Annotated in this window: 25 protein-coding genes and 2 pseudogenes; 11 read left to right on the top strand and 16 right to left on the bottom strand. The window is 66.9% G+C overall.

Annotated features, from left to right (window positions below):
- Nucleotides 1-133: 133 nt before the first annotated feature.
- On the bottom strand, nt 134-1,183 hold the full coding sequence (locus tag QM774_RS00560; RefSeq protein ID WP_414974031.1) for an NAD(P)-dependent alcohol dehydrogenase: 1,050 nt from the start codon (nt 1,181-1,183) through the stop codon (nt 134-136).
- On the opposite strand from QM774_RS00560, the pseudogene QM774_RS00555 reads away from it, so the two are divergent.
- From QM774_RS00555 to QM774_RS00540, 4 genes and pseudogenes are all read left to right on the top strand, one after another.
- Nucleotides 1,122-2,981, top strand: a pseudogene (locus QM774_RS00555) (S8 family peptidase); the annotation flags it as partial. The gene QM774_RS00560 and the pseudogene QM774_RS00555 sit on opposite strands and share 62 nt — an antisense overlap.
- A gap of 505 nt (nt 2,982-3,486) precedes the next feature.
- Nucleotides 3,487-4,623, top strand: coding sequence for a TDT family transporter (locus QM774_RS00550; protein ID WP_414974030.1), 1,137 nt, complete (start codon nt 3,487-3,489; stop codon nt 4,621-4,623).
- Between the two features lie 31 nt (nt 4,624-4,654).
- A complete protein-coding gene (locus QM774_RS00545) occupies nt 4,655-5,092 on the top strand; it encodes a hypothetical protein (RefSeq protein ID WP_414974029.1) in 438 nt (145 codons plus the stop codon).
- 104 nt (nt 5,093-5,196) lie between these two features.
- On the top strand, nt 5,197-5,586 hold the full coding sequence (locus tag QM774_RS00540; protein WP_414974028.1) for a hypothetical protein: 390 nt from the start codon (nt 5,197-5,199) through the stop codon (nt 5,584-5,586).
- A 4-nt stretch (nt 5,587-5,590) separates the two neighbouring features.
- On the opposite strand, the gene QM774_RS00535 is transcribed toward QM774_RS00540, so the two are convergent.
- The 10 genes from QM774_RS00535 to QM774_RS00490 all read right to left on the bottom strand — a co-directional run bounded on the left by QM774_RS00535 (nt 5,591) and on the right by QM774_RS00490 (nt 16,204).
- The gene (locus QM774_RS00535) at nt 5,591-6,481 is read right to left on the bottom strand and encodes an SMP-30/gluconolactonase/LRE family protein (RefSeq protein ID WP_414974027.1); all 891 of its coding nucleotides are present in this window, start codon (nt 6,479-6,481) and stop codon (nt 5,591-5,593) included.
- A 103-nt stretch (nt 6,482-6,584) separates the two neighbouring features.
- Complete coding sequence (locus QM774_RS00530; protein WP_414974026.1) at nt 6,585-7,118, bottom strand: TetR/AcrR family transcriptional regulator C-terminal domain-containing protein; 534 nt, start codon at nt 7,116-7,118, stop codon at nt 6,585-6,587.
- Between the two features lie 70 nt (nt 7,119-7,188).
- The gene (locus QM774_RS00525; RefSeq protein ID WP_414974025.1) at nt 7,189-8,697 is read right to left on the bottom strand and encodes a vWA domain-containing protein; all 1,509 of its coding nucleotides are present in this window, start codon (nt 8,695-8,697) and stop codon (nt 7,189-7,191) included.
- A complete protein-coding gene (locus QM774_RS00520) occupies nt 8,694-9,632 on the bottom strand; it encodes an ATP-binding protein (RefSeq protein WP_414974024.1) in 939 nt (312 codons plus the stop codon). Before QM774_RS00520 ends, QM774_RS00525 begins: the two co-directional genes overlap by 4 nt.
- Nucleotides 9,633-9,780: 148 nt before the next feature.
- A complete protein-coding gene (locus QM774_RS00515) occupies nt 9,781-10,809 on the bottom strand; it encodes an LLM class flavin-dependent oxidoreductase (RefSeq protein WP_414974023.1) in 1,029 nt (342 codons plus the stop codon).
- A 119-nt stretch (nt 10,810-10,928) separates the two neighbouring features.
- Entirely contained in the window at nt 10,929-11,738 is an 810-nt protein-coding gene (locus tag QM774_RS00510) for an SDR family oxidoreductase (RefSeq protein ID WP_414974022.1), read from the bottom strand.
- Nucleotides 11,739-11,887: 149 nt separating this feature from the next.
- Entirely contained in the window at nt 11,888-13,972 is a 2,085-nt protein-coding gene (locus QM774_RS00505; protein WP_414974021.1) for an AMP-binding protein, read from the bottom strand.
- Nucleotides 13,969-14,838: a 1-acyl-sn-glycerol-3-phosphate acyltransferase gene (locus QM774_RS00500; protein WP_414974020.1), complete on the bottom strand. Its 870-nt coding sequence runs from the start codon at nt 14,836-14,838 to the stop codon at nt 13,969-13,971. The genes QM774_RS00505 and QM774_RS00500 overlap by 4 nt, the downstream gene beginning before the upstream one ends.
- A 527-nt stretch (nt 14,839-15,365) precedes the next feature.
- Nucleotides 15,366-15,632, bottom strand: a complete 267-nt coding sequence (locus QM774_RS00495) for a hypothetical protein (protein WP_414974019.1) — start codon at nt 15,630-15,632, stop codon at nt 15,366-15,368.
- Between the two features lie 179 nt (nt 15,633-15,811).
- Complete coding sequence (locus QM774_RS00490) at nt 15,812-16,204, bottom strand: hypothetical protein (RefSeq protein ID WP_414976670.1); 393 nt, start codon at nt 16,202-16,204, stop codon at nt 15,812-15,814.
- A gap of 97 nt (nt 16,205-16,301) precedes the next feature.
- Between QM774_RS00490 and ppk2 the strand changes: the two genes are divergently transcribed.
- The gene (ppk2, locus tag QM774_RS00485) at nt 16,302-17,117 is read left to right on the top strand and encodes a polyphosphate kinase 2 (protein ID WP_414976547.1); all 816 of its coding nucleotides are present in this window, start codon (nt 16,302-16,304) and stop codon (nt 17,115-17,117) included.
- A gap of 200 nt (nt 17,118-17,317) precedes the next feature.
- Entirely contained in the window at nt 17,318-17,773 is a 456-nt protein-coding gene (locus QM774_RS00480; RefSeq protein ID WP_414974018.1) for an NADAR family protein, read from the top strand.
- 295 nt (nt 17,774-18,068) lie between these two features.
- Here the strand turns inward: QM774_RS00480 and QM774_RS00475 are convergent, their stop codons facing one another.
- From QM774_RS00475 to QM774_RS00465, 3 genes and pseudogenes are all read right to left on the bottom strand, one after another.
- A complete protein-coding gene (locus tag QM774_RS00475) occupies nt 18,069-19,178 on the bottom strand; it encodes a hypothetical protein (protein ID WP_414974017.1) in 1,110 nt (369 codons plus the stop codon).
- A gap of 63 nt (nt 19,179-19,241) precedes the next feature.
- Nucleotides 19,242-20,432 (bottom strand): GIY-YIG nuclease family protein, encoded by a 1,191-nt coding sequence (locus QM774_RS00470; protein ID WP_414974016.1) that lies wholly within the window; start codon nt 20,430-20,432, stop codon nt 19,242-19,244.
- Nucleotides 20,429-20,989: pseudogene (locus QM774_RS00465) on the bottom strand (ATP-dependent helicase); the annotation flags it as partial. The gene QM774_RS00470 and the pseudogene QM774_RS00465, both read right to left, overlap by 4 nt.
- On the opposite strand from QM774_RS00465, the gene QM774_RS00460 reads away from it, so the two are divergent.
- The gene (locus QM774_RS00460; RefSeq protein ID WP_414974015.1) at nt 20,987-21,388 is read left to right on the top strand and encodes a hypothetical protein; all 402 of its coding nucleotides are present in this window, start codon (nt 20,987-20,989) and stop codon (nt 21,386-21,388) included. The pseudogene QM774_RS00465 and the gene QM774_RS00460 sit on opposite strands and share 3 nt — an antisense overlap.
- Here the strand turns inward: QM774_RS00460 and QM774_RS00455 are convergent.
- Nucleotides 21,385-22,131 (bottom strand): DUF5131 family protein, encoded by a 747-nt coding sequence (locus QM774_RS00455; protein ID WP_414974014.1) that lies wholly within the window; start codon nt 22,129-22,131, stop codon nt 21,385-21,387. The genes QM774_RS00460 and QM774_RS00455 overlap by 4 nt on opposite strands.
- A gap of 135 nt (nt 22,132-22,266) precedes the next feature.
- Nucleotides 22,267-23,913, bottom strand: a complete 1,647-nt coding sequence (pgm, locus tag QM774_RS00450; protein ID WP_414974013.1) for a phosphoglucomutase (alpha-D-glucose-1,6-bisphosphate-dependent) — start codon at nt 23,911-23,913, stop codon at nt 22,267-22,269.
- 243 nt (nt 23,914-24,156) lie between these two features.
- Between pgm and QM774_RS00445 the strand changes: the two genes are divergently transcribed.
- From QM774_RS00445 to QM774_RS00430, 4 genes are read left to right on the top strand one after another with little or no spacing between them, the layout of a single operon-like run.
- Nucleotides 24,157-24,390, top strand: coding sequence for a ribbon-helix-helix protein, CopG family (locus QM774_RS00445; protein ID WP_414974012.1), 234 nt, complete (start codon nt 24,157-24,159; stop codon nt 24,388-24,390).
- On the top strand, nt 24,387-24,806 hold the full coding sequence (locus tag QM774_RS00440) for a PIN domain nuclease (protein WP_414974011.1): 420 nt from the start codon (nt 24,387-24,389) through the stop codon (nt 24,804-24,806). Before QM774_RS00445 ends, QM774_RS00440 begins: the two co-directional genes overlap by 4 nt.
- Before the next feature lie 56 nt (nt 24,807-24,862).
- Nucleotides 24,863-25,081 (top strand): hypothetical protein, encoded by a 219-nt coding sequence (locus tag QM774_RS00435; protein ID WP_414974010.1) that lies wholly within the window; start codon nt 24,863-24,865, stop codon nt 25,079-25,081.
- Between the two features lie 13 nt (nt 25,082-25,094).
- Nucleotides 25,095-26,177, top strand: a complete 1,083-nt coding sequence (locus tag QM774_RS00430; RefSeq protein ID WP_414974009.1) for a DNA adenine methylase — start codon at nt 25,095-25,097, stop codon at nt 26,175-26,177.
- Nucleotides 26,178-26,209: the final 32 nt, after the last annotated feature.

The following is a 26,209-nucleotide window of genomic DNA, read 5'->3' as shown; positions in this document are numbered from 1 at the left end:
AAACCGTCCACCTGTTGATGCAGGTGGACGGTTTTTTAGCACTCAGCGCCACTGTCCGCCGCCGTCATGGACGGCACCCGCGAGGGGAATGTGCCCTCGCAGGTGCCGTCTATGACACTGGCGGACGGTCGGCCTATTCGCCGAGGGTCGCGGCGTCGATCACGTAGCGGTAGCGGACCTTCGAGTTCACCACGTTGTCGTAGGCCTCGTTGATCTGCGAGGCCGGAATCGTCTCGATGATCGGGGCCATGTCGTGTTCGGCGCAGAAGTCGAGCATCTCCTGGGTTTCGCGGATGCCGCCGATGTTGGAGCCCGCGAGCACCCGCGACTTACCGGTCAGGGCGCCGAGGTTGACCGTCGACGGCTGCTCCGGCAGACCCAGGTTCACCACCACGCCGTGCGCTTTGGTGAGGCCGAGGAGCACGTTCAGGTCCATGCCGTCGGAGATGGTGGAGATGATCAGGTCGAAGGTGCCGCGCAGTTCCTTCATGCGGGCGGCGTCCTGGGTGGAGACGTAGTCGCCGGCGCCCAACTTGACGGCGTCGTCGCGCTTGGACAGGGTGCGGCCGAAGCCGACGACGTCGGCGCCCATCTTAGCGGCGAACTGGACGGCCATGTGGCCCAGACCGCCGAAGCCGATCACGCCGACCTTCTTGCCGGGGCCGGCGCCCCAGCGCTTGAGCGGGCTGTAGGTGGTGATGCCGGCGCACATCAGGGGTGCAGCGTGGTCGAGGGCGATGGCGTCGGGGACGCGCATCAGGTAGTCCTGCTCGACGGTGATGCCCTGCGAGTAGCCGCCGGCGGTGGGCAGACCGTCGCGGCCGACGCCGTTGTAGGTCCAGACGGCGCCGCCCTCGGTGCAGAACTGCTCCTCCCCGGCACGACACTCCTCGCAGTCGCCGCACGAGTCGACGAAGCAGCCGACACCGACGCGGTCACCGACGGCGAACTTGGTGACGTCGGACCCGACCCGGCTGACGGTGCCGGCGATCTCATGTCCGGCCACCAGGGGGTACTGCACCGGACCCCATTCACCGCGGGCGGTGTGGATGTCGGAGTGGCAGATCCCGGCATACGCGATGTCGAAGTAGACCTCGGTCGGTCCCGGCTCACGACGGGTGATGGTGGTCTTGCTGTACTTTCCGGTGGGCGAATCGATGGCGTACGCGGCGACGTCGGGCATGGGGCTCCTTCAAGCGTTTCGAACCTATGCGTTCCAGCGTATCGATTCCGGTCGGGCGCTGCGGCCACCGAATCCGGGCCTTCCCGGCGAACCGTTCACTAGGGTCGGATTCACCCGACGGGGAAGGATCTCGATGTCCCGGCGTTTCACCGCCGCGGCCGCACTGCTGGCCGTGCTGCTGCTCGCCCTGACCGCGTGCGGTCACCGGCAGCCGGCGTCCCCGGACCGGAAACTCGCGTGGTCCGGAGGCGAACTGAAGGTCCCGGTCATCTCGGGAACCGTCACGACCGCGGATCTGCCGGCACTGTCCGGTGCCGTGCCCGCGGGCGCGGACCTGCGGCTCGACGGCGACGTTCAGCGGATCGCCCGGGTCGATGCCGGCGGGCGCCGCCTGTCGGTGACCGCACCTCTCGACGCGGGCACCGTGCGCGGCACGGTCACCGTGGTCAGCGGCGGCACCCCGATCTCGGCCGTGCTTCCCGTGACCGTCGACGTGGCCGTACCCGACTCGCGTCGGATCCCGGCGGACGCCCCGGGCACCGCACCCGGCCGGATCACGCATTGGGGTGCGCTGCCGACGGTGACCGGCGAGATCCTGCTCGGGGTGGAGGGAAGCGATCGTTCCGCACGCGACGCGGCCGCCCGGCGGATCGCCGACAGCATCGGGGCCGGTTTCGTCGGCTCGGTGCCCGAACTGGGGATCTACCAGCTGCGGGTCGCCGCGGCGGACACCTCTCGACTCGTCGACGATCTCCGGACCCGGCCCGGCGTGACGTCGGCGTCGGCGGTGTCGACCGGTGCGGCCGATGATCTGGGCGTCAACGATCCGGAGGTGAAGGCCCAGCCACTCGATCTGATCGGTGCGCCGCGCGCCTGGCACGACGGGCTGACCGGCGCCGGCGTGAAGGTCGGCGTGATCGATGTCGGGGTGGACGTCGACCACGAGGATCTGCGCGACCGGATCGGATACGACCTGAACACGGGGACGTCGACGTCGTCGCACGGCACCCATGTGGCGGGCACCGTCTGCGCGCAGGGAGACAACGGGCGGGGCGTCGCGGGCGTCGCCTACGACTGCGATCTGATGACGTACGGAATCGGCGACCAGTTCACCGACGCGCAGCTGTACTCGGCGATGTGGCAGCTCGCCGACCGTGGGGCGCGGGTGGTCAACATCAGTCTGGGCGCCACCCTGCGCGCCACCTGCCGCGACGACATGGCCGGCGCCTACCGCGACCGGTTCCACACCGACATGGACTACGCCGCGTGTGCAGAGAAGCTCGCCGATCACGAGCTCGACTACCGGGAGTGGAGCTACTACGGACATTGCGATGCGACGTCGAACGATCCGGCGATCGCTGGCGTGCGACGGCTGATCACCGCCGAGAACGAACAGTTCTCCCTGGTGGCGCGGATGATCAGTCTGCAGCACGACGTGCTCTGGGTGACGTCGGCGGGCAACGACGCCGTCGATGCGAGCGCCTGCGCCGCACCGCACGGGATCACCCACGATCCCGCGCTGGGCAGCGTCACCGGACTCACGGTGGGTGCCACGCGCGCCGACTCGCCGGAGCACGCCTCGTACTCGAACTTCGATCCCGGGGTGGACGTGTCGGCGCCGGGCGGTGAGATCGGCGGCACGGGGATTCATTCGGCGGCCCGGTGTGCGGACCCGTCCCGACACGACTGTTATGCGGACGAGGCGGGCACGTCGATGGCGGCCCCGCACGTGACCGGCGTGGCGGCGCTGATGTTCCAGGCGAATCCGAAACTGAAGGCTTCGGAGGCACGCCGTTGTCTGCAGGACAGCGGCACCCCGGTGAATGCCCCGGCCGCGGTGGCGTGCGCCCGTGGCGACCGCACGCCCAGTTCGTCGCCGAGCGCGTCGGCGTCGTCGAGCACCGCCCCGCCGACCACCCGGACGCTACCGGTGATCGATCACGTGCGGATGTCGTCGGGCGGGTTGGGAAGGGTCGGCGACAACGTCTATCGGGCCGATTCGAACGGCGACGACAATCTGTGGGTGTACGTGAAGTCCTTGGCCGGCGAGGACGAGGTGCGCGGCGGTTGCTCGCTCGCGCTGACGGCGACGGGGCCGGGCGGGTTTTCGAAGTCGCTGAGCTACGACGATCACTGCTGGATCTACGACCCGGGGTGGGTACTGGAGCTGAAGGAGCCGGGTGACTACACGGTCACGGCCCGGGTGCAGCAGCAGCAGGGCCGGGTGCCGATCACCGAGACGCTGGTGCTGCATTCTGCTACCCGAATGATCTCTACATATCACTTTCGATATGTAGATATATATGTTTTTGATCTACCCCGGGCGGTCGGCGGCCGGCACGCTGAACATCGTGACCGCCACCCTCGAACGACCGCTTCCCCGCCCGGCCTCCGTACGGGCGGCGACGGCGCACGTGCCGATGGGTCCGCCGTGGTGGGGCGCGGTGATGGGTACCGGGATCCTCGGGACTCTCACCGAACTGCACGCCGGGTCGACGGCGGTCGGCGCGGACCTGGCGCGCTTCTTTCTGGTGACCGGCTGGGTGCTGATGATCGCGTTCGCTGCGGGATTCGCGGCACGGGTGATCGCGTCGCCGTCGGTGTTCACCGCATCGGTGAGCGGGGTGGGTGCTGCGACGTGGGGCATGGTCTCGATGGGTGTGCTGTCGGTCGGCGCGGCGACGGCGACGGTGGTGCCCGCGTGGACGGCCACCGAGGCACCGCTCGCCTTTCACATCGATGAAGTGCTGTGGACGATCGGCACACTGATCGGCCTGCTCAGCACGTTCGGCTTCACCCTCGGGTTGATCAAGCACCGTCCGGCGGAGCCGCGTCCGGCGTGGGGTCTGGCGATCGTGCCGCCGATGGTGTCGGCGACGACGGGTGCGCCGTTCGTGGCACGGATCGGCTCGACGGGTGGAGCGTTCGCGTTCCTGTTGTTGCTCGGCGCCTGCTTCACCGTGTCGTTGACGCTGGGTGTGGTGATCTTCTCCGCCGCCTACCGCCACCATCTGCGCGCCGAGCCCATCCCGGTGCCGCTGTCGACGTCGGCGTGGATCCCGCTGGGGGTGGTCGGCCAGTCGACCGCGGCCGCGCAGGTCCTCGCCGCCCAGGCGGCGCGGTTCACGTCGGCAGACGCGGCGCACAGTGCGCAGACGGTCGCGAACGTCTACGGCTACGTGATGCTGACCGTCGCCGTACCGCTGGTCGTGTTCGCGATCGCGTTGACGCTGCGCGGCTTCGCTCAGCGGATGCCGTTCAGTCCGGGCTGGTGGGCACTCACCTTCCCGATCGGCACGCTGTCGCTGGGCGCCCTGAATCTGGCGAAGGGCTCCGGGGTCGGCGGGTACGGCGTCGCGAGCGACGTCGCCTGGGTGGTGCTGCTGTGTACGTGGACGCTGTGCGCGACGGCGTCGGTGCTGTCGTTGCGTCGGACCTGACGGCCGGACGCGGGCACCGTAGCCTTCACCCATGACCACCGCCGCGTACGCCGACCTCTGGTGGCTGCCGGTCGGCGCGGGCGGACATGTGGCGGCGCGAACGAGTCGTTGGTGGGAGTCGTGGCGTGCCCGGCGCGAACACCGTCGTCCGCGTCCCCTGTTCCATGCGGCGCTTGAGGTGTTCGACGGAGTCGACCGCTACGCGATCGAGATGGCCCCCGCGTGGGGGCGGGGCTCGCACGGCGACGGGGTGTCGAAGCGCATGGCGCCCTCGGACAGGAAGGTCTGCGTGTCCTGCGGCAGGTACGGCGACATGTGGAACTCGAACTCGTTGATCGCGTGGCTGCTGGTCACGTCGGGCGTGGATGCGGCATCGCTCGCGCCGCCGGACGGCGGCTCGGCACCGGGCGGGCGATGTGGGCTCCGCGGCAGAACAGTAGTCGGGCCCGGCCGGGCAGGCTTACGCTGAATTCATGAACTCTCGAGCACGCATGACCACTCGAGCACGACGGATCGCGGTCGCGTCGACCGTGGGCGCCGCCCTTCTCCTGGCGCCGACGGTCGCGACGGCCGGTGCGGTATGTGCCGCAGGGTCGTGACGCGCGGACCGCGCAGGTGCCGACGGTCGCCTACGGCCCCGCATGCGCCGGCGAGGTGACGGGCTTCGGGGTCGCCGGTAAAGCGAACCCGGGCACCGTCGATCTCGGGGTGACCGGCGGCTTCGCCGGAATCTCCGGCGACGGGCGGCCGTGCGTGGTCAAAGCGACGGTCCACTGGACCAATCTGAACACCGGGAAGCGCGGCGCGGTCAGCGGGTTCGCGCGCGGCAATCTGCCCGGCCTGGGTGAGAACCAGAGCGGCTTCAGCAAACGCGTGACCACCGGTAAGGGCACCGTCCGGTTCAGTGTGACCACCGACCGGCCGTACCTGGCTCAGCCGGCGGTCACCATCCGGACGTACTGACCGCTCAGCGCGGGGTGAGCTTGTACAGGCCGCCGGTGAGGCTGGTCGCGTAGAGCGACGCCGAGTCCCAGCCGGGCCCCTGGCCGAAACGCACCGAGGTCACCAGCGGCACCTGCGCGATGACGTGCTGGCGGCCGGTCGCGGCGTCGATCCGCAGGACCTTGCCGGCGACGTCGAGCGCGACATAGATGTTGCCGTCGGCGTCGGTGGTGAGATCGTCGGCGAAGTTCAGTGCGCTGACACCGGGCACGGTCGCGAGGGTGCGCCAGGCTCCGGTCGACGGATTCACCGCGGCGACCGTGGTGGCGGCGTTGGCGGAGGTCGCGGTCAGTACCCGCTTCCGCGTGGCGTCCCACCAGACACCGTTGGTGGACGTCAAGCCTTTGGCGATGGCCTTCGTGGTGCCGTTCTCGCGGACCAGGGTGAGGCCGGTGGTGGCGCCGAGGGTGCGGCTGACGACGAAGCCGCCACTGGGCAGAGCCGTCAGCCCGTTCGGCATGGTCAGGCCGGTCGCGACGGTGCGCTTGGCGCCGGTCTTCAGGTCCACTGAGCCGATCGAGCCGTCGCGCAGGCCGAGGGCGCCGGATGCGAATGCGTTCCCGGCGGCGTAGTACGCCTTGCCGTCGCGCACCGAGATGCCGCCGGGCGACGTCACGCCGGTCACCAGCACGCCCTTGCGGCCGGACGGGGTGCGAGTGTCGACCGTGTCGGCGGACAGCAGCATGCGCCCGGTGCCGTCGAAGCCGAGGTTCTCCAGCGAGCCGTAGGTCGCGATCTTGGCGACCTTCCAGTTCCCGGCCGGAGCCGCGTGCGCGGATCCGACGGCCGGCACCGTCGCGGCGACGCCGGCAACGAGTGCCACGGTGATACCGCGACGAATGTTCTTAGACGACATGTCACACCTTCCCCCGAACCCTGGCGAGTTCCTCGGGAGAGCGTACCGACTGCGGCCGATCCGGGCTCGACTCGGCTCGCGGCACCCGATTCGCGGAACGGCCTCAGCGCGCCCGGTCGGCGAGCTGCCGGAGGCCGGCGAGGATGAGTTCGAGGCCGGCCTTGAACTGTTCGGTGTCGTCGTGGCCGTCGAACTCGTCGACGATGAAGTGCATGAACGGGTAATCGTCGGGGTCGAGGTCCCGCCAGCCGGTGGCTGCGGCGTGAAGGAAGTCGTCGCGGCCGACACTGCCGTCGACCACCTCGGGCGGCGGCGTCTGACCGAGGTCGGTGGCGGTACCGACGACGAAGCTGGTGACGGCGGAGACGGCACCGAACGCGTCACGCGGACTCAGATTCAAACGCATGATCTGCTCGCCGATGAGTTCGTAGATCTGCATGCCGCTCGTGGTCGCGTCGGTGTCACGCATGAGGAGGGTTCCCAGCCAGGGGCGGTCGCGGACGGCGTCGAACATGGCTTGGGCGATGGCCCGGATGTCGTCGATGGGGTCGTCGGCGTGGTCGTAGTCGCGGGCCTGGGCCTGGTCGCCGGCTACGGCGCCCTGACCCTCACCGACTCCCGCGACACCGACGAACACTGACCCACAGCCCTTTTCCCGCACGGCCCCCTTTCCCGCACTACTGGGCCGTATAGGGCACGCTGCCGCGTCACACCCGGTAGCGCGCGCTATCGGGCCCGACTGTACGGACGACGGCGCCGGCCCGGGTCATCCAGGCGACGTCGGCGTCCCGGAGACGGACGCCCGGGTTGAGGGCGGGCACCACCAGGACCTGCTCGCAGCGGGAGGACAGCACGGTCAGCGCGGCCTCCGCCTGCTGCAGGGCGGTGCGCTCGTCGTCGGTGGCCGGATCGTCGTAGCGGACGTTGGAACCGCCGTCGGTGAGGACGATGACGCGGGCCGTCTGATCGTCGTCGACGAGTCCGGTGGCCAGCATGAACGCGGAGGCCAGCGGGGTGCCGCCGCCGACAGGAAGCCGGCCGATGAGACGGGCGGCCTCGCGTAGGTCGCGGGTGGGTTCGAGAACCAGTTCGGCGGCGGCTCCGCGGGCGCTGATGAGCGCCACGAGGGTCCGGTCGCGGGCCGCCTCGTCGAGGGCGCCGCCGGCGAGCGCCTCGGCGCGCTTCATGCGCAGCCCGGTCATCGAATCGGAACGGTCGACGACGATGACGGTGAGCCGACCGGCACGCCGGGACCGGATGGCGCTGCGCAGAACAGACGGGTCCGAACGCCCCCGCATCGCGATGGTGCGAAGCGTCTGCGGCAGGTCGATGCCCAGGTCCGGGCGGTAGTCGACGGTGCGGCGGGTCCGGCCTCGCCGGGTGCGGGTGCGGGCACCTCGACGCCCCGGATAGCGGCGGTCCAGATAGGCGCGGGCGGCGGCGGGATCCGCCCACGGCGGGGGCTCGCTGGCGGGCGGGTCGGCAGGGGTCGGGTCGCGGGCGACGTCCGCGTCGTCTGCGGCCAGTTCCTCCATCTGGTCGGCGCCGCCGGAGGTCGCGGTCGCGGGCGGGCTGTCGACCGGCGCCGGGTCGGGTAGTGCCGCGTCCGTCATCGGCGCCAGGCGCGGTTCGATGATCGTGCGCGTCAGGATCCGGTTCAGGGGCAGTCCGGCGCCCTGCGCTGCGGTCAGGCAACGGGCGGCGCCGATGTCGAGGAGATGGTCGTGCAGGTCGTTGGCCGCCAGGGTGCGCACCACCCAGGCGGGCAGGTCCAGGCCGGTCGACGGCTGCCGACAGGCGCGCAGCACCGGCGTCACCGACAGTCCGACGACGCAGGTCAAGCGGGACAGCAGCGCGGGATCGACCGATTCGGGGTCGGGGGCGCACGCGAGGATCCGGTCGGTGTCGACGAGGGCGGCCACGTCATGGTCGAGGAGGTCGGCGGCCGGCAGCAGAAGGCACGTGCGTCCGGCGCGCTCCAGCAGTGGTTCACCGGACCCGAACGCCGTGTCGCCGGTCAGGTCGGTGACGGCGGTGGCCGTGGTGAGGGTGACGGCGTCGTCCGGGCGCAGCCACCGGTAGACCTGTTCGCGCTGCCAGGCGTCACCGACCAGCAGCAGCCCGAAACCGGCGCCGTCCCGCCACAACCGGCACAGTGCGGCGTCGGCCGCGCCCAGCAGCGTTTCGGGCGGCCGCTCCCACGGCAGGACCGTCATGCGCTGCGTCGCGCTCCCAGCAGTGCGACGGCGATGTTGTGGACCCTCGCGACCGTGGTGGCCGGGGATTCGAAGGCTCCGCGCTCGACGCGGTGCGCCAGGGCCGGGATGGCGACGTGCGCCAGGTCGGCGGACGTGACGACGGCGCTACCACGCAGCGCGGCCGCGGCCCGGGCGGCCCGCACGACCACCACTTCCCCGCGGTGCCCGACGACATCGAGTTCCACGCAGAGGCGCACGGCCACGTCGACGATCCGGTCCGGCACGTCGACGCGGTGGACGTTCTCCCGAGCCGTGCGCAGCCGGTCGGCGAGTTCCCGCTGGGCGTCGTGGTGGCCGGCGATGAAGGCCTCCGGGTCGGCGTCGAAGGCGATGCGGTGGCGGACGATCGCGGTGCGCTGGGCGATGTCGTCGATGGTGGTGACGACGGTGGACAGCCCGAACCGGTCCTCCAGTTGCGGCCGCAGCCGCCCTTCCTCGGGGTTGCCCGATCCGACGAGGACGAATCGTGCGGGATGGGAGTGGCTGAGGCCGTCGCGTTCGACGAGGTTCACACCGCTGGCCGCAACGTCCAGGAGGAGGTCGACGAGGAAGTCGTCGAGGAGGTTCACCTCGTCGATGTACAGGAATCCGCCGTGCGCGTCGGCCAGAAGGCCCGGCCGGAATCGGGTGGTGCCGTCGCGCAGCATGGCTTCGACGTCGAGGGAGCCGGCGACCCGGTCTTCGGTGGCACCGAGTGGCAGATCGACGACCGGGGTGTCGACTCCGGCGAGGTCGAACAGGGCGGACAGCGACCGGACGAGAGTGGACTTCGCGGTGCCGCGATCCCCCATCGCGAGCACGCCGCCGATGCCGGGGTCGACGGCGCACAGCAGCAGGGCGCGCTTGAAGTCGTCTTGGCCGACGATCGCGGTGAACGGAAAGGGCGCGGGCACGTCCGTCACGGTAGCGAGCAGAGCCGCCTAATGACAACAAGTGCCATTAGTGGATGGGGTCCCGCGTCTACCCGCACTACTGGGCCGTAGAGAGCCTGTTGCCGCGTCACACCCGGCAGCGCGCCCTATCGGGCCCGGCTGTGCGGTGCTATCCGCCGGCGAGCATGTCCTTGACCAGCGGCACGACCTTGTCGCCGTACAGCTCGATCGACGACCGCTGGACGGCGTGCGGGACGGGCTGGTCGTACTTGAGGTCGAAGCGGTTCACCTTGAGTGTCCGCAGCGTGGCGGCGATCTTGGTGGCGACCGTTTCCGGTCCGCCGACGTACAGGGAGCCGCGTTCGATCTCGTGCTCGAACTCGTCGGGACCGACCGGCCCCCACCCGCGTTCGGCGCCGAGTTTGGTGCGGAAGGCCAGCCACCCGTCGTAGACGAGGTCGCGGGCCTTCTCATCGGTCTCGGCGACCAGGCCCGGCGAGTGGACGGCGACGGGCGCCCGCGGTACCCCGAACTGGTCCTGGGCGCGGTCGAAGAGGTCGACGTAGGCCTTGAACCGTGACGGGGCGCCGCCGATGATCGCCAGGAACAGACCGAAGCCGTACCGGGCGGTGCGCACCACCGATTCGGGGGTGCCGCCGACGCCGACCCACACCGGCATCGGGGCCGCGGTGGTCGGGAAGACGCTCTGGTCGGTCAGTGACGCCCGGGTGGTGCCGCTCCAGGTGACGGGCTGACTGCGAACCAGCTTGGACAGCAGGTCCAGCTTCTCGTCGAACAGGACGTCGTAGTCCTTCAGGTCGTAGCCGAAGAGCGGGAACGATTCGATGAAGCTGCCGCGGCCGGCGACGATCTCGGCACGGCCACCGGAGATGCCGTCGAGGGTGGCGAAGCGCTCGTAGACGCGCACCGGGTCGTCGGACGAGAGCACGGTGACCGCCGAACCGAGCCGGATCGACGAGGTCCGGGCAGCGATCGCCGCCAGCACCAGTTCGGGTGCGGAGACAGCGAAGTCGGGGCGGTGATGCTCGCCGACGGCGAAGAAGTCGAGGCCGAGCTCGTCGGCCACCACGCCGTCGCCGACGAGGTTCGCGATCACCTCTGGATGGGTGTCGGCGGCACCGGAGTGGTCGTGCGTGACCCCACCGAAGGTGTCCAGGCCGAATTCGATGTCACTCATGACTCCAGTGAATCACCCTCCGCCCCGCACTACTGGGCCGTATACGGTCCGTTGCCGGGCCACACCGGCCGACGCACGCCATACGGCCCAGTAGTGCGGCGGCGTCGAGCCGCGAGGGGTCAGCTGAGGGTGCCGCGCATGACACGCTGCAGCTTGCGCATACCGCCGAGCCAGCGACCGTAGTCGGCACCCTTCCCGCGGTACATGTCGAGGACCTCCGGGTGCGGAAGGATCAGGAACTCACCGCGCGCCACCGCGTCGAGAACGGTGACGGCGACGGCGGCGGCGGACAGGACGGTGCCGGCCGATTCGACGGTGCGCAGCATGAGGGCTTCGTCGTCGTCGACGGGACGCTCGGGGCGCAGGAGCGGGGTGTCGACGCCCATCGGGCACACGCAGCTGACCGAGACTCCCGCGTCGCCATAGGTGATGGCCAGCCATTCGGCGAAGCCGACCGCCGCGTGTTTGGTGGTCGAGTAGGTGGCGTTGCCGATCTGTGAAAGCAGTCCGGCCGCCGACGCGGTCACCACGAAGTGGCCGCTCCCCCGCTCGGTCCAGCCGGGCACGAGGGCGCGGGCGGCACGAACGCGCGCGAGGACGTTGACGTTCAGCGACGTCGCCCACTGGTCGTCGGTGGCGTCGAGTCCGCCGGCGCCGCCGATGCCGGCGTTCGCGAAGTACAGGTCGACGGGCCCGAAGTGCTTCTCGGCGGCGGCGATCTGGGCGTCGATGACGGCCGGGTCGGAGGTGTCACCGGCCACGGCCACCGCCGGTCCCTCGGGCAGAGCGGCGACCGCGGTGTCGGTGGCGGCCGGGTCGAGGTCGGCGACCACCACCCGCGCTCCGCGGGCGACGAGTTCGGCGGTCAGCGCCGCCCCGATACCGCTGGCGCCGCCGGTGACGATCGCGACCAGGTTGTGGTAGTCCATCAGCTCAAGGTAGCGGCGGAGGCGGGTTCGGCCGGCTCCTTTCGACAGGCTCAAGGAGCGGGGTCGGTGAGCTCCTTTCGACAGGCTCAAGGAGCGGACACACACACTCCTCGAGCGGCCGCACGCTCCTTGAGCTCGTCGAAAGGAGTTCAGTCCGCCGAGAGCTCGCGGCGCAGGATCTTGCCGGTGGCGTTGCGGGGCAGTTGATCGATGAAGATCACTTCACGAGGCGCCTTGTACGACGCGAGTTCGCCTTTGACCAGTGCGATGAGGTCGGCGTCGGTGACGGTCGCCCCGTCGCGGAGGCTGACGTAGGCGCGCAGGCGCTGCCCGAACTGGTCGTCGGGGACGCCGATGCAGGCGGCTTCGGCGACGGCCGGGTGGGTGGCGATCACGTCTTCGACTTCCTTGGGGAAGAGGTTTTCGCCGCCGGAGACGATCATGTCGTCGTCGCGGCCCTCGACGAACAGGCGGCCGGCGGCGTCGAAGCGTCCGACGTCGCCGGTGGCCATCAGGCCGTGGGCGCGCTGTTTGTCGCCGCCGCCGGTGTAGCCCTCGAAGAGCTGCGAGTTGCCGACGAAGATCCGGCCGACGTCGCCTTGCGGGACTTCGAGGAGGTCGTCGCCGAGGAGCCGGATGGTGGTGCCGCGGGTGGGTTTGCCGGCGGTGCCGGGGGCGGCGCGCAGGTCGGCGGGGGTGGCGATGGTGGCGTTGGCGACTTCGGTGGAGCCGTACAGGTTGTAGAGGTTGTCCCCGTAGGTGTCCATCCACCGGTCGGACAGCCCGCCGGGCAGGGCGGAGCCGGAGGCGGCGACCACCGAGAGGGTGGAGGTGTCGTAGGCGCGGCGGATCTCCGGGGGAAGGTCCAGGATCCGCTGCAGCATGACGGGCACCACGACCAGTGCTTCGACCTTGTGCAGGTCGATGGCGGCGAGCCAGGCTTCCGGGTCGAAGGCGGGCAGGGTGATGATCTCGGCGTCGAGGGCGAGGGACATCAGCAGGTTCGACAGTCCCCATGCGTGGAAGGCGGGGGCGGCCAACCCGATGCGCATGCCGTGGCGCAGCGGGATGCGGTCGAGCAGGGCGGCCGGCGCTTCGAGGGTGGGCAGCGATCCGGCGGAGGTGGCGCCGCGGCTGGCGCCCTTGGGGGTGCCGGTGGTGCCGGAGGTCAGGATGATGACCTTGCCGGCCCGGCCCGGTGACGGGACGGGGGTGCGGCGGAATCCGCCGGCCAGTTCTTGCAGGGTGGGTGTCTCCAGTGACGTGGTGCCGTCGGTGACGATGCGTTTGCGGTTGACCGACGCTTCGGCGAGCAGGTCGGTGAACTCGGCGTCGTGGATGATCGCCGAGACGCCTTCGCGGCGGCACACGTCGGCGATCTGAGGGCCGGCGAAACCGGTGTTGAGCAGCAGGACGTCGCAGCCGAGTTTGGCGATGGCGGTCAGGGCGAGCAGGAAGCCGACGTGGTTGCGGGCCAGGAGTGCGACGGCGTCGCCTTCCCCGACGCCCAGGGCGCGCAGGCCGGCGGCGATGGCCGTGGACTGGTCGTCGGCTTCGGCGTAGGTGAGGGACGTCTTGTCGTCGGCCATCACGATGCGGTCGGGTTCGCGGGCGGCGCCGACCGCGACGAGCGCGCCGGGTGTGGCGCCCCAGCTGCGGGCGGCGACGGCCACTTTGAGCAGTCGTTGCGGCCGCATGGCGGCGACGATGCCGGCCCGCGCCATCACTTCGAGGTGCCCGGCTTCCGAGGCGATCCGTTTGGTGACGGTGCGCCAGGTGAGTTCTTCACGTCCGCTGGCGCCTTCGGCCTGACGTTTGAAGCCTTTGAGGCTGCGTTTGACGAAGGTGTTCATCGACGGCAGCGACGCCAGGTCGGCGATGCCGCCGAGCGGGCCGGGAACGTCGTAGGAGAGCCGGACGGTGACGCGGGAGCCGCCGGAGATGGGACGCATGCGGATGCGGCAGCGGAACGGGATGCCGGTGTACGACGTCCACGCGATCTCCCGGTTCTTCTGGTATTCGACGATGATCGCGTCGCCGCCGACCATCACACCGCCGATCTTGAGCAGCACGCGGTAGCGGGCGTCGAGTTCGGGCGGCCGGGTCGGGTCGGCGGCGGTGATCTGCATGTCCGAGCCGAGGTTCGCGAACCGGCTGAGCAGGACGGGGTCGGCGCCCATCTCCCACACGTCGTCGACGGGGGCGGCGATGTCTACCGAATGTTCGACTCTCATCCGATCACCGGCAGCTTCCGTTCGGCCTGCAGGGACGTGAGGACGTCCTGCATGGTGCCGATCAGGTCGTCGTACACCTGGTCGAGGTCGGGGTCGTCGCCGTATTTTTCGCGCAGGTTGACCGGTTCGAGGTACCGCAGCACGATCTTGGACGGCAGCGGCAGGAACGGCGCGTACGGCAGGGTCACGCCGAATGGTGCGGCGAGCATGATGGGCAGCACTTTGAGGCGCATCGTCTTGTCGAGGTGCAGGAATTCGGCGAGCTTCTCGCCGCGCGAAAGGAACAGGGCCGTCTCCTGGCCGCCGATGGTGACCTGCGGAATGATCGGAACGTCGTGCTTGAGGGCCAGGCGCAGGAAGCCTTTGCGGCCGCCGAAGTCGACGAGCGCGGACTGGCTGGTGGGGCGGAACACTTCGTAGTCGCCGCCCGGGAACACCTGCAGCAGTCCGCCGCTGGCGAGCACGTTGTGTCCGTTGTCGGGGTCGGCTTCGACGGTGCCGAACTTGCGCAGGATGGGGGCAAGCGGCGAGTTCAGCACCATGCGGTGGGCGAGCTGATAGAACGGGCGGTCTTCGCCGCAGTAGGTGGTGATGGCGAGCTGACTGATCAGCACTTCCGGGCTCATGATGCCGCCGGTGTGGTTGCCGACGATCAGCGCCGGGCCGCTGGCCGGAATGTGGTTGAGGCCCTGCACGTCGGGCCGGAACCAGGCGCTGACGAACAGCCACAGCACGGGCAGGAGTTCACGAATGGCGTCCGGGTCGCGGTCGTCGACGTCGCCGTGCCGCAGCTTCGGCGTGAACCGCTTCAGCTGGTCCCCGACCAGCCCGAGCGCCGCTGTCGCCGGATTCCTCCGCAGGTCCATCCCACTCCCCTCCTTAGGTGATCCATAGTGTCTCAGATCACACCGATGGTCGTGCAGGTGGGTCGTGCGGAGCTCGGACGGTCGGCCCCGGAGCCCCGACACTTGTCTTCGGCGGGGTTGAGCCCGGACGACGGCCGCGCGAAGCGTGGACGACGCCCGGTGTCGAAACCACCACTACTTCTGCTTGGTTCGGCCCTTTCTGGTGACGGTCGGCTGGGTTCCCGGTGTGTGATCGTGGGGCCCCATCGACAGAACGTAGATTCCGCCGTCACTCTCATACACCCAGTACATCCGCCAGGCGTTCGACACCGAGTTCTCTACGTACGAGTTCCAGATGGGTCGCCCGCCGGGGCCTTTCAGATTGTCCATTCGGTGGGTCTGAAATCCGGGGTGGGACGGACCGACCTCGCGGAGAAATTTGATCGCTTTTCGCGCCTTCTTGAATCTGGCCTGGAGTCGCGGGGTGTCACGGGCCTGCAGGAGCCATTCCGAGAGGTTCGGCGACAGGTCGACTCTCGGCGGGATGGTCACTCTTTGTCGAACAACCAGTCGGAGGAGACGCGTTCGCCGGCTTCGAATGCGCCGAGGCCTAGCTTCGTCTGCGCGTACAGGTCCTCGTCTTCGAGGATGGCTCGTTCTGACTCGTGCAGCAAAGCAACGGGGATGAGGCGAATGGTGCCGTCGGTTTCGACGATCTTGACGTAGTCGGTGTCCGGCTCATCGAGCTGAAGGCGCGACTCCGCGTCGGTGGTGACAACCGTCGACTCCGACTCGTATTCAATCGCTGCGGACATGTGTCCAGGGTATCCGGCTTCGGCAAACCTGCACAGAGGCATTTCTCACCCTGTGGACAACTCGATCTGTCCGCCACCTGCCCACCCGCTCGTAGTGTCCGTCACTATCCGCTGGTTGAGCCCGGACGACGGCCGCGCGAAGCGTGGACGACGCCCGGTGTCGAAACCAATCTTCCCGCTCAGCGACGCTCGCAAACCGCCGTCTGTACCGCAGCGATGATCAGCGCACCGGCGAAGAGCGGTGCCGCCCAGACGAGCATGCCGACCAGCGTCCACCAGCGGATGACGGCGAGGACTGTCATGCCGAGGTACACGGCGACGACCGTCCACGACACCCACCGACGCAGTACGAGGGCCGCGACGGCGGCGGGTGCGACGAAGGCGATGGCGACGCCGAGGTTCGGCCAGATTCCGAGGTGCGCGGCGATCGACGTGAAGCACCAGTTCTCGTTGTCGGGGGTGAGGAGGGTGTCACAGGAGGAGACCTGCGCCATGTCCCAAGTGGCTTCCCAGCCAGCGAGCAGTGCCCCGAGGACGGCGAGGAGCAGCCATATCAGACGAATCGCGCGCACTTCTCAAACTGTAGGCCGGAGATCGGGATTCGGACTTGATCACTGCGCAGCGCCGAAAGAGTCGACCGATGTCCTCGCTCGGCGGTTTCCAGGCAGACTGGGAGGCGATTCCCCGCCCCACGACAGATCGGACCGCCCTGTGAAGGACAAGGACTACAACAAGCAGCTGAAGAAGCTCCAGGGCGAGCTGGTGCAGATGCAGGATTGGGTGAAGTCGTCGGGTGCGAAGGTCTGCATCGTGTTCGAGGGTCGTGACACGGCCGGCAAGGGCGGCGTGATCAAGGCGCTCACCGAGCGGGTGAGTCCTCGCGTGTTCCGGGTGACGGCGTTGCCGGCGCCGACGGACAAGGAGAAGTCGGAAATGTACTGGCAACGGTACGTCCCGCATTTTCCGGCGGCCGGTGAGATCGTCGTCTTCGATCGGTCTTGGTACAACCGTGCCGGCGTGGAGCCGGTGATGGGTTTCTGTACTCCGAAGCAGACCGAGGAGTTCCTGGAGCAGGCGCCGGGTGTGGAGAAGGCGATGGTCGACGCCGGGATCATCCTGTTGAAGTACTGGCTGGAGGTGAGTCCGGAGCAGCAGCAGGAGCGCCTGGAGGATCGGATCGACGATCCGCGCAAGACGTGGAAACTGTCGGACATGGATGTGGCGTCGTACACGAAGTGGGACGAGTACGGCGCGGCCCGCGACACCATGCTGGAAGCCACCGACACCAAATGGGCGCCCTGGCATACCGTGCACAGCGACGACAAGAACTCGATGCGCCTCAACGTGATCGCCGACATCTTGGCCCGGGTTCCGTACGAGCCGGAAGACAAGGACCCCATCACCCTCCCGAAGCGGAAGGTGTCCCCGGACAAGCACCCGGAGATCGTGGAGAAGCGGCTGATCAAGTCACGATTCGAGGCCTGACGGCTTCCCTACGCTCCTTGAGCTTGTCGAAAGGAGCCCACCGTCGGCTGAAGCGCGAAGGACTACTGACTTCGCCGGGGTCAGCGGAGTACAGCGCAGCGCCGTCTGCTCACAGATCGATCAAGACTGCGGCGCAGCCTCCCGCGCTCGTAGCGACAAGAATGGCCGAGAGTGTCCGTACCCCGCGATACCGTCCGGCTATGGATGAGATTTCATCGTTCCGCGGCGACTACTTCTTCCTGTCGAATTTCTATCCAGTCGAATTCGCGGTTGAGGGGCTCGGCTCGGTACGCAGCAGTGAACAGGCCTACATGGCATTCAAAGCCGTCTACGAGGACGATCGGCTCGCCGTCCTGAGGGCGATGACGCCTGCAGAAGCCAAGGAGATTGCGGGCTCGGTCGCTCTCACCCCGGGGTGGGACGCCGGCGGCCGAGTAAACGCGATGCTCACGGCAGTGTCGGCGAAGTTCGCCGTTCCCGACCTCCGCCGGCGACTGATCGAGACCGGCACAGCGCCGTTGACGGAGGGCAACACCCACCACGACAACTACTGGGGCGATTGCGTGTGCGGACGATCCGAATGCTTACTACCCGGAAAGAACATGCTCGGCGAGCTCCTGATGGCTTTGAGATCCGGACTGAGGCAGTCAACATAGCGATCGAGGCCAGGTCAGCCGCTATTCGCCCGGGCCAGTCCTCGCCACTCCTTAAGAAGGGGACAGCAATGCCGGACACCGACAGCTTCTCCACAGTCGATCCGACGATGAACTCAGCGAACGATCCCCGGAGAGCGTTACTGAACAGATCCGACGAAGACCACACCCAGAAGTCATGCACCGTCGAGCCGAGTCCTAAGGACAGGAACGTAACTCTTCGTCACCGGAGAGCCGCCTCAGGTCGAGCGTCTTGTAGACGTCTTTGTCCGGCATTTCAGTGCCTCTGAGATCCTTGTCAGTCATCAACGCCGAGTGCTGCCGTGACTTGTTCGATGGTGAACTGACTCCGTAGTTTGCATGCGCTGTTCTGGTTGGCGAACATGCCTTGCTTCCACACCGCTTCATCTCTAGGGCGGGTAGCCAACCACTTGACAGGTACGACGTACTCGGCGTTCTCTGTCGACTCCTCGTCGCCGGGGTGCCGGTAGGAACCGGCAAGGGTCTGGTCGGCGAGACGAACCGGCGCCCCTTCAATGTCGACTTCGGCTTCCACGAATGGCTTGGCCGGTCCGAGGACGGTCCCGACCCCAACAAATCCAGCCTTAGGAATATGTACGAGTACGCGTGCGTCGAGCGGCAGGTTCTTGAGTGTGCGGGAAAACCAGTCGGTGCCACCCGCTGACACGAATCCGTATTTGACTGCGTCGTCCCACGAGCGGCCGCCCGGTTCTTCTCCGAACGAGACGTACCAGTCCTGGCCGTTCCACTGTTCGCGTGACTTGCGAGCCTTGCTCACTGCGCTCGCAGCTGCTGACGGTTCGCTTTCAACGAGCCAGGTTCTTGCCAGGTACGAGTTCCCGCCGTCTTCGTAGTGCCGGAAGAAGACGACGTTGACCGGTACCGCGTATCCCTCATTCAGAAATCGCACGATACGTTCGGTGGCCGCGTCGACGCTGGCCGCAATGATCGTCAAGGTCTGGGAAGCGTTTAGTTCATCGGGAGGTGCATCTCCGCCAAACTTGGATCCAAATGCTTCATCGAACGCCTGCGGCGACTCATTCGCATACCTGGCCCGATATTGCTCGTAGATTCCGATGACGTCAGCTCGACTGAGTTCAGCCACCCAAGAGCCGTAGTCTAGGACCTGCGCCACGACGTCTCTTGGCGTCTTGTCCCGTTTGAGCTCAAGGACGTGAACGGTACCGTCAGAATCCACAGCAAGCAGATCGATAAAGCCGCCATGCGCTGTCGGCACTTGCCGGCCGAAGATCAGAAGGTCGTTGCCGAGCAGTGTCGGATCCGACTCGATGTAGTCCTCGAGTTGCGATTCCAGGCCGACGCCAGACGGCGACAATCGCGTCAACTTCGACCCGTCGGCTCGCCACAGCCCCATTTCAAGTCCCATGGATCACATCCTGGCACGGCGCTCCGAGGACGCGGCCCAAAAGGTAGGGCATCAAACGCCGACTCAGGTCCGATGGGTCAGCTTACCGAGCTGAGCGTCGTAAACGTAGTCGACAATTTCCCCGCTCACAATCATGTTGACCGCCTGATCAATGACACTGCGGCGCACGACAAACCACTCTGATGGGTCGTAGTGACGACCGTGCTTGTCGACCTGCGTGGCGTCAAGCCGAACCTCGGCAAACACTCGGTGAAGCAGGTGCTCAAGGGCCGACGGCTTCAAGTTGTAGGTGCGGTAGTCGGCGACGATCTCGACCGGCGCCATGAGATAGGTCGGAGACTTCTCAGCGTTCTTGATCCGCTGCTCGACGCTGGTGGTTGAGAAGCCAATCTTGTGCAGGTTCTCGATGCCGGCGATCTGTGGATCGGCACTCAGAGAGCGAAGCACGTAGATGTGGCCGCTCTCCGTGTCCGCGTCGAGGATCTCGTCGTCGGCGATTCCTGTTCGGACAATGGCCTGGCCCTCCTGCTCGTGCAGTCGAATCGACAGCGATTGCCGGTACATCGCCGATTCGGTTCCGTTCTCGAAGATCACCCGCAGTCGCTGCTTCGGCTCCGGCTTTCCGCCCACAACCAATGTCTTGGTCTCCCCAACCTCGGCAACGAACAGCATCACGCCGCCGAGGACGAAGAACCGGCCTTCCTGCACGGTCGGTAGACCCTTGAACGGCGCCAGAGTAACCGTGCCGTCGGCCAGTTCAGCGTGCTTCGCCTTAAATAGGTGCTCAAACTGATCGAAGTCGGCACACTTCTTGCGCTTCGCGACAGAGTCCGGAGATTCCGGCAATTTGCGTACCGGGAGGCCACTGAGATCAAGCAGGCCAGAGTCATCGACTAGGAGATCGAGGTCGTCACCACCGAGCACATCATCAATCGACTCGGGAACCGCGCCGGGTTCGAGGAGCCCGAACTCATCGAGTGGCTTGAGTGCTGTGATCTTCTCCTCATTCGCCAGAATCCCGTCGAGCCGCGCACCGAGCTTTCGTTCAGCGATCTCGCGGGTCGACGAACTCGGGATTCGTCCATGGGCCCGACGAAACTCAACCGCCTCGAGGAACGCGCGCTCGAGCCGGTCAGCCGCGGTGGCCTTCGCTGGCTTGACTGGCACATCGAGCAGGCCGTCGTCATCGGAGTCGAGCAGCGCCTGCAGCCTGTCTTCGAAACCGGAGACTGCCTCATCACTGTTGTTTGTCACGGTTCAACCACAGTTTCGCCCGCCTGCCGGGCAGATTCGAGTTCTTGCTTCTTTTTCTGCAGGAACAGGAGGACTTCGGCGTATCGCTTCTCGGTCGGGTCGTCGGAGCGCACGTCGGGTTTGCGGCCGTTGACCTTCGCCCATGCCTGGATCTTTGGCCAGGCTTCGAGGGCCTCATCTTCGGTGACCTCGACCTTGGTCGCGGTGATGGCATCGGAGATGATCTTCAGCACCGATGGAGTCACTGACTTCGACATCACCTCGAACGCCCGCTGGAACGGGTTGACCGTGTCAATAAGGTTGATGCTGACATCGTCGATGTTCACGAACGTGTCGGCCATCTTGATGAACCGCTTGTCTCCGACTTCCCGGACCTCGCCATTCTTGATCACCGAGTCCACCACGACTTGCTGGCGTACCTCCTCGACCTGCTCATCGGTCAAATCCGGGTAGCGCTCGCGGATGATCTTCGGGATCAGGACCTTGTTCGTGGTCTCCGGGTCGACACTGCCGGCCGCGGCCTTGGCGAACGTCTCGTCCTGCAGGATGGTGGCTTGCTCTGGCATGCGCGACGTGATGAAGTACTCAGCCCCGAGCAGTTTCGCAACGAACTAGTAAACCTCATGCGATGGCGCCTTGAAAACGAACTGGGCTACGGCGCGACCACTCCCCTTGAGTTCACGAACACCAGCGGACAACCGATCTACACGGTGATCTTCGCGACGTCGAACCTAACCGGCAACAGGATCATGGAATCAGTGTTCGCCAAGCACGGAGTGGCACTCGAGAAGATGCGGACGACCAGAAGGGTCGAACAGCGACTCGCGAAAGACGACGACGAGGGCCTATTCGGCGCTGCGGAACTTGTTGAGCTCGTCACCAAGACCTCGGTCCGTGAACCGTTGGCACCGCCTACCGAACCGATCCGATACCCAGCGCCGGGCGGTCGCACCTAACCAGTTGCCGCGCTAGGCATCTCATCCCAAAGCTGTCCATCCAGCTCGCGTCCGAGCGCCTTCGGAGACCGGCCTCCCCACTGTTTGAAAAAGAATGGGACTTCAGACTCGGTGCACGCATCGCGTATCCCGCGAGCCCACGCAAGCTCCATCGGTCGGTAATTCGGCCCCGACTCCCCGCCAGCGATCACCCAGCCAATGCCAGTTAGGTCGATGCCGTCGAGAGGCCCGAGAAGCGGTTCGCAGGATAGGAACCGAACAGCCGCTGGTACATCCCGGAGGTGGTCAACGCGGGACAGTGCCCCTGCGTTCTCGACCGATACCCCCATCCATAGATTGTCAGGCCAGTCGAGCTTGCCGGCCACCCGGCGTAGCCGCAGACTCCGCTTGGTCAGCACCTGATAGGTGTGCTGCGGCGTGTCGCGCATTACGTCGAAGACGTCACGAATGAACTCGATCGGCACTCTCGCGTGGAACAAGTCGCTCATCGAGTTCACAAACACGACGCGCGGGTTGCGCCAACGTCGCGGCTCGTCGAGAGCCTGCGGATGGATCATGACACCGAATCCGGGACCAGAGGTCCGCGGATCCCCGTCCGTCTGGTACTTCTCTGAGCCCATCGCCTTGAGCCTCTTTGCCAAGGTCATCGCGTAGCAATGGTCGCAGCCGGTGGACACGCGGTCGCAACCGGTCACAGGATTCCACGTTGCCTCGGTCCACTCGATTGCAGAACGATCCGCCATCGGAGACTCCCTTTCAGTCCCGGCATTCCTTTACCAGCCACCGCCACTCTATGCCGAGGTTCCACGTAGGCCGCCAGGCAGGCAACAAATCACGAGGGCTCTAGCCGAATGCGCGACAGGCCGCCGCGTGCCGAATCAGAGCGCCTCGCCAACCAATGACTGCGCCTCGGTTTGCATCTGCGACAGGTGGTCGACGCCATTGAACGATTCGGCGTAGATCTTGTACTTGTCTTCCGTCCCCGACGGCCGCGCCGCGAACCAGGCGTTCTCCGTCGTCACCTTCAGGCCGCCGATCGATTCCCCGTTTCCGGGTGCTTCGGTGAGGATCGCGGTGATCGGTTCGCCAGCGAGTTCGGTCGCGGTCACCTGGTCGGGAGACAGCGCCGACAGTTTGGCCTTCTGCTCACGGTTCGCGGGGGCATCGATCCGCGCGTACGCGCTCTCCCCGTACTGTTCGGCCAGTTCCGCGTACCGCTGGGACGGCGTCTTGCCGGTCACCGCCAGAATCTCCGAGGCCAGCAGATCCAGCAGGATTCCGTCCTTGTCGGTGGTCCACACCTGTCCGTCCTTCGTCAGGAACGACGCGCCGGCACTCTCTTCACCCCCGAACCCGATCGTGCCGCCCAACAGGCCGTCCACGAAGTACTTGAAGCCGACCGGCACCTCGATCAGCTTGCGACCGAGCCCCGCGACCACCCGGTCGATCAGCGATGACGACACCAACGTCTTTCCCACCGCCACATCCCCCGACCACTGCGGCCGATGCGTGAACAGGTAGTCGATCGCCACGGCCAGGTAGTGGTTGGGGTTCATCAGGCCGGCGTCGGCGGTGACGATGCCGTGCCGGTCGGCGTCGGCGTCGTTGCCGGTGGCGATGTCGAACTTGTCGCGCTGGGCGATCAGTGACGCCATCGCGTTCGGGGACGAACAATCCATGCGGACCGCGCCGTCGGTGTCGAGGGTCATGAAGCCGAAGGCTGGGTCGACGTCGGGGTTCACGACGGTCAGGCCGTCGAGGCCGTAGAACTCCTTGATCGCACCCCAATAGTCGACCGAGGCGCCGCCCATCGGGTCGGCGCCGATCGAGATCCCGGACGTGCGGATCGCGTCCATGTCGATCACGTCGTTGAGCGCAGCCACATAGTTGTCGATGAACGAGTAGTCGGTGACCAGGTGACTGCCGCGAGCCTGCTCGAACGGGACCCGCTTCACGTCCTTCAAACCACCGGCGAGCAGGTCGTTGGCGCGGGCCGCGATCACCGAGGTGATCGACGTGTCGGCGGGGCCACCGCTGGGCGGGTTGTACTTGAACCCGCCGTCGGCCGGCGGATTGTGGGACGGCGTCACCACGATCCCGTCAGCGCGGCCCGACTCGTCGGCGTCGAGCGTCTGATTGAACGCCAGAATCGCCCGACTGACCGCCGGCGTCGGAGTGAACGCGTCGTTCTCGGCGGTCATCACCTCGACGTCGTTACCGACCAGAACTTCCAGAGCGCTCTTCCACGCCGGAATCGACAGCAGGTGGGTGTCGAAGCCGATGAAGACGGGCCCGGTGATCCCCGCCTCGTCGCGGTAGTCGACGATCGCCTGCGTCATGGCGAGAACATGATCTTCGTTGAAGGCCGAGTTGAGGCTGCTGCCGCGATGGCCGGAAGTACCGAACACCACCTGCTGGTCGGGGTTCGCCGGATCCGGGTGGAGTTCGTAGTAGGCGCGCTCCACCGCGTCGACGTCGATCAGGTCTTCGGGTTGCGCCGGTTGCCCGGCCCGGGGATGCGCCATAGGTCCGATTCTGCCATCGACCGCCTGTCGACAGGCTGCACGGAAACTGCGAGGACGCAACCAGCCGATCCACAACCGTCCTCACTGCCGCCGGCCGTCCACCGCTCACGATCTCGTACTCTCTCTCCCCCCGACGCAGCCCCAGACTGGACCCACCCGGATCGGGCCGTCGCAGGAAGGCGCAGCGTGCATCAACCGAGCAGATCACCACACACTGATATCGTTGATAGTGGAGGCGATATCATGACGGATGTTCTGATTCGGAACGTCGACGACGACGATCTCCGGCACATCGACGCACTCGCTGCAGAGCTCGGCCTGTCGCGCAGCGAGCTGCTGCGCCGCGAGACCCGGGAACTCGCGCGGCGTCACGCGCTGAGCACCGTGACCGTTGACGACATCCGTAGTTCGGCTGCGTTGGCGCGTGGAGCCTTGGACGAAGACCTCATGCGGCAGGCATGGGGGTTGAGGGCGTGAACGAGCTCGCCGGCTGGCTCATCGATAAGTCCGCGTATGTGCGCCTGCCGGACTCGCCCGACTTGGCCACGTGGGCCAACCGGATCCAGCGAGGCCTGGTCTCCATCGCCACCCCCACCCTCCTGGAAATCGGCTTCTCGGTCCGCAACGGCGAACAATGGACCGCCTTCCAAACCGATCCCCCGATCTCCCAAATGCCGACCCCGCCCTCATCGGCACTCGTCGATCGGCGAGCCCTCGAAGTCCAAGGACTACTAGCCCAACGTGGACACCACCGCGCCGCCAAAGTGCCCGACCTTCTGATCGCGGCCACAGCAGAAATCGCCGGACTCACCGTCCTGCATGTCGACAAAGACTTCGACCTCATCGCCGAAGTCACCGGCCAACCCGTCGAACGACTCACAGGCGACTTCTGACCACCGCTTGGAAGACGTCCAGCTACCTTTACTCAGGGCGGGGAGAGGAGAACAGCATGACCGAAAAACGGTTCTTGACCGCGGAGGAACGACGCGTCCGCCTAGCTGCGTTGCCGACGGAATGGCACCTGGCGAGCGCATCGGCCGCGATGACGATGGCCGGCATGTCACTGACCGTCGAGAAACTCGAGGCACTGCACCGAATGATGGAAGGCACCACCACCCTCGCCGAAGAACGCATCTTCGCCGAGCACCAGGCGCGCAGCGCCGAGTAGACACCCTGCACCGATGGCGATCAAGTACCTGGGCTCGAAGCGAGTGCTGGTTCCCGTTCTGGGTGACCTGCTCGCAGCGAGCGAGGCGACGACTGCCCTGGATCTGTTCACCGGCACCACCCGGGTCGCGCAGGAGTTCTGCCGGCAGGGCGCCTTCACGACGGCCGTCGACCTCGCGACCTATTCGGAGGTTCTGGCGCAGTGCTACGTGGAGATCGACGCGAATACGATCGACCGCACGGAGGTCGCCGCCGCGATCAAGCATCTGCAGTCGTTGCCGCCGGTGCGCGGGTATGTCACCGAAACGTTCTGTGAAGCCAGCCGCTACTTCCATCCGAAGAACGGTGAGCGGATCGACGCGATCCGGGAAGGCATCGACGAACACTACGGCGACAGCCGTCTTCGCCCGATCCTGCTCACCAGTCTGATGGAGGCCGCCGACGCCGTCGACTCGACCGTCGGCCTGCAGATGGCCTACCTGAAGCAGTGGGCGCCGAGGGCGCTCAACGACTTGACGATGAAGATCCCCGAGTTCACCCCGAACTCGGGCCGCGCCGTGCGTGGGGACGCGACCGAACTGGTGCATTCGCTACCTCGGGTCGATCTCGCGTACCTCGATCCGCCGTATAACCAGCACCGTTACTTCACGAACTACCACATCTGGGAGACCCTGGTCCGCTGGGACAAACCCGAGCATTACGGGGTCGCCTGCAAGCGGATCGACGCCCGGGACCCGTCCACCAAGAGCGTGTTCAACGCCAAGCGCGACATGCCGCCGGCGCTGGCCGAGACCATCAAGAACGTCGACGCCGACGTGGTGATGGTGAGCTTCTCCAACGAGGGCTATGTGCCGCTCGCCGATCTGATCGAGATGACCCGCGCCCGCGGCAATCCCGTCGAAGTTCTGGCCTTCGACTCCAAACGCTATGTGGGCGCACTGATCGGCATCTACAACCCGTCCGGAGACAAGGTCGGCAGCGTCTCGCACACCCGCAACACCGAGTACGTGATCCTCTCCGGCGACGCCGACCGCATCCAGCAGATGGCGGACAAGGTCCTCCACAAGACGCAGCAGACCGCCGACACCCTGTTCTGATCGGCCGGCGCACCACAGCGCTAGGGTGCGTT

Source organism: Gordonia sp. (in: high G+C Gram-positive bacteria), assembly GCF_047600565.1.
Taxonomy (GTDB): Bacteria; Actinomycetota; Actinomycetes; order Mycobacteriales; family Mycobacteriaceae; genus Gordonia.
The sequence above is the reverse complement of the archived record's forward strand: the minus strand, read 5'-3'. Positions and strand labels throughout refer to the sequence as shown.

Excerpts from the sequence above, each read along its gene's own strand:
- QM774_RS00495 (WP_414974019.1), bottom strand. The coding sequence starts at position 15,632 with ATGTCCGCAGCGATTGAATACGAGTCGGAGTCGACGGTTGTCACCACC.
- pgm (WP_414974013.1), bottom strand. The coding sequence starts at position 23,913 with ATGGCGCATCCCCGGGCCGGGCAACCGGCGCAACCCGAAGACCTGATC.
- QM774_RS00480 (WP_414974018.1), top strand. The coding sequence starts at position 17,318 with ATGGATGAGATTTCATCGTTCCGCGGCGACTACTTCTTCCTGTCGAAT.
- QM774_RS00535 (WP_414974027.1), bottom strand. The coding sequence starts at position 6,481 with ATGTCGTCTAAGAACATTCGTCGCGGTATCACCGTGGCACTCGTTGCC.
- QM774_RS00430 (WP_414974009.1), top strand. The coding sequence starts at position 25,095 with ATGGCGATCAAGTACCTGGGCTCGAAGCGAGTGCTGGTTCCCGTTCTG.
- QM774_RS00510 (WP_414974022.1), bottom strand. The coding sequence starts at position 11,738 with ATGGACTACCACAACCTGGTCGCGATCGTCACCGGCGGCGCCAGCGGT.
- QM774_RS00550 (WP_414974030.1), top strand. The coding sequence starts at position 3,487 with ATGTTTTTGATCTACCCCGGGCGGTCGGCGGCCGGCACGCTGAACATC.
- QM774_RS00445 (WP_414974012.1), top strand. The coding sequence starts at position 24,157 with ATGACGGATGTTCTGATTCGGAACGTCGACGACGACGATCTCCGGCAC.
- QM774_RS00545 (WP_414974029.1), top strand. The coding sequence starts at position 4,655 with ATGACCACCGCCGCGTACGCCGACCTCTGGTGGCTGCCGGTCGGCGCG.
- QM774_RS00525 (WP_414974025.1), bottom strand. The coding sequence starts at position 8,697 with ATGACGGTCCTGCCGTGGGAGCGGCCGCCCGAAACGCTGCTGGGCGCG.
- QM774_RS00500 (WP_414974020.1), bottom strand. The coding sequence starts at position 14,838 with ATGGACCTGCGGAGGAATCCGGCGACAGCGGCGCTCGGGCTGGTCGGG.
- QM774_RS00475 (WP_414974017.1), bottom strand. The coding sequence starts at position 19,178 with ATGGGACTTGAAATGGGGCTGTGGCGAGCCGACGGGTCGAAGTTGACG.
- QM774_RS00515 (WP_414974023.1), bottom strand. The coding sequence starts at position 10,809 with ATGAGTGACATCGAATTCGGCCTGGACACCTTCGGTGGGGTCACGCAC.
- QM774_RS00455 (WP_414974014.1), bottom strand. The coding sequence starts at position 22,131 with ATGGCGGATCGTTCTGCAATCGAGTGGACCGAGGCAACGTGGAATCCT.
- QM774_RS00505 (WP_414974021.1), bottom strand. The coding sequence starts at position 13,972 with ATGAGAGTCGAACATTCGGTAGACATCGCCGCCCCCGTCGACGACGTG.
- QM774_RS00560 (WP_414974031.1), bottom strand. The coding sequence starts at position 1,183 with ATGCCCGACGTCGCCGCGTACGCCATCGATTCGCCCACCGGAAAGTAC.
- QM774_RS00435 (WP_414974010.1), top strand. The coding sequence starts at position 24,863 with ATGACCGAAAAACGGTTCTTGACCGCGGAGGAACGACGCGTCCGCCTA.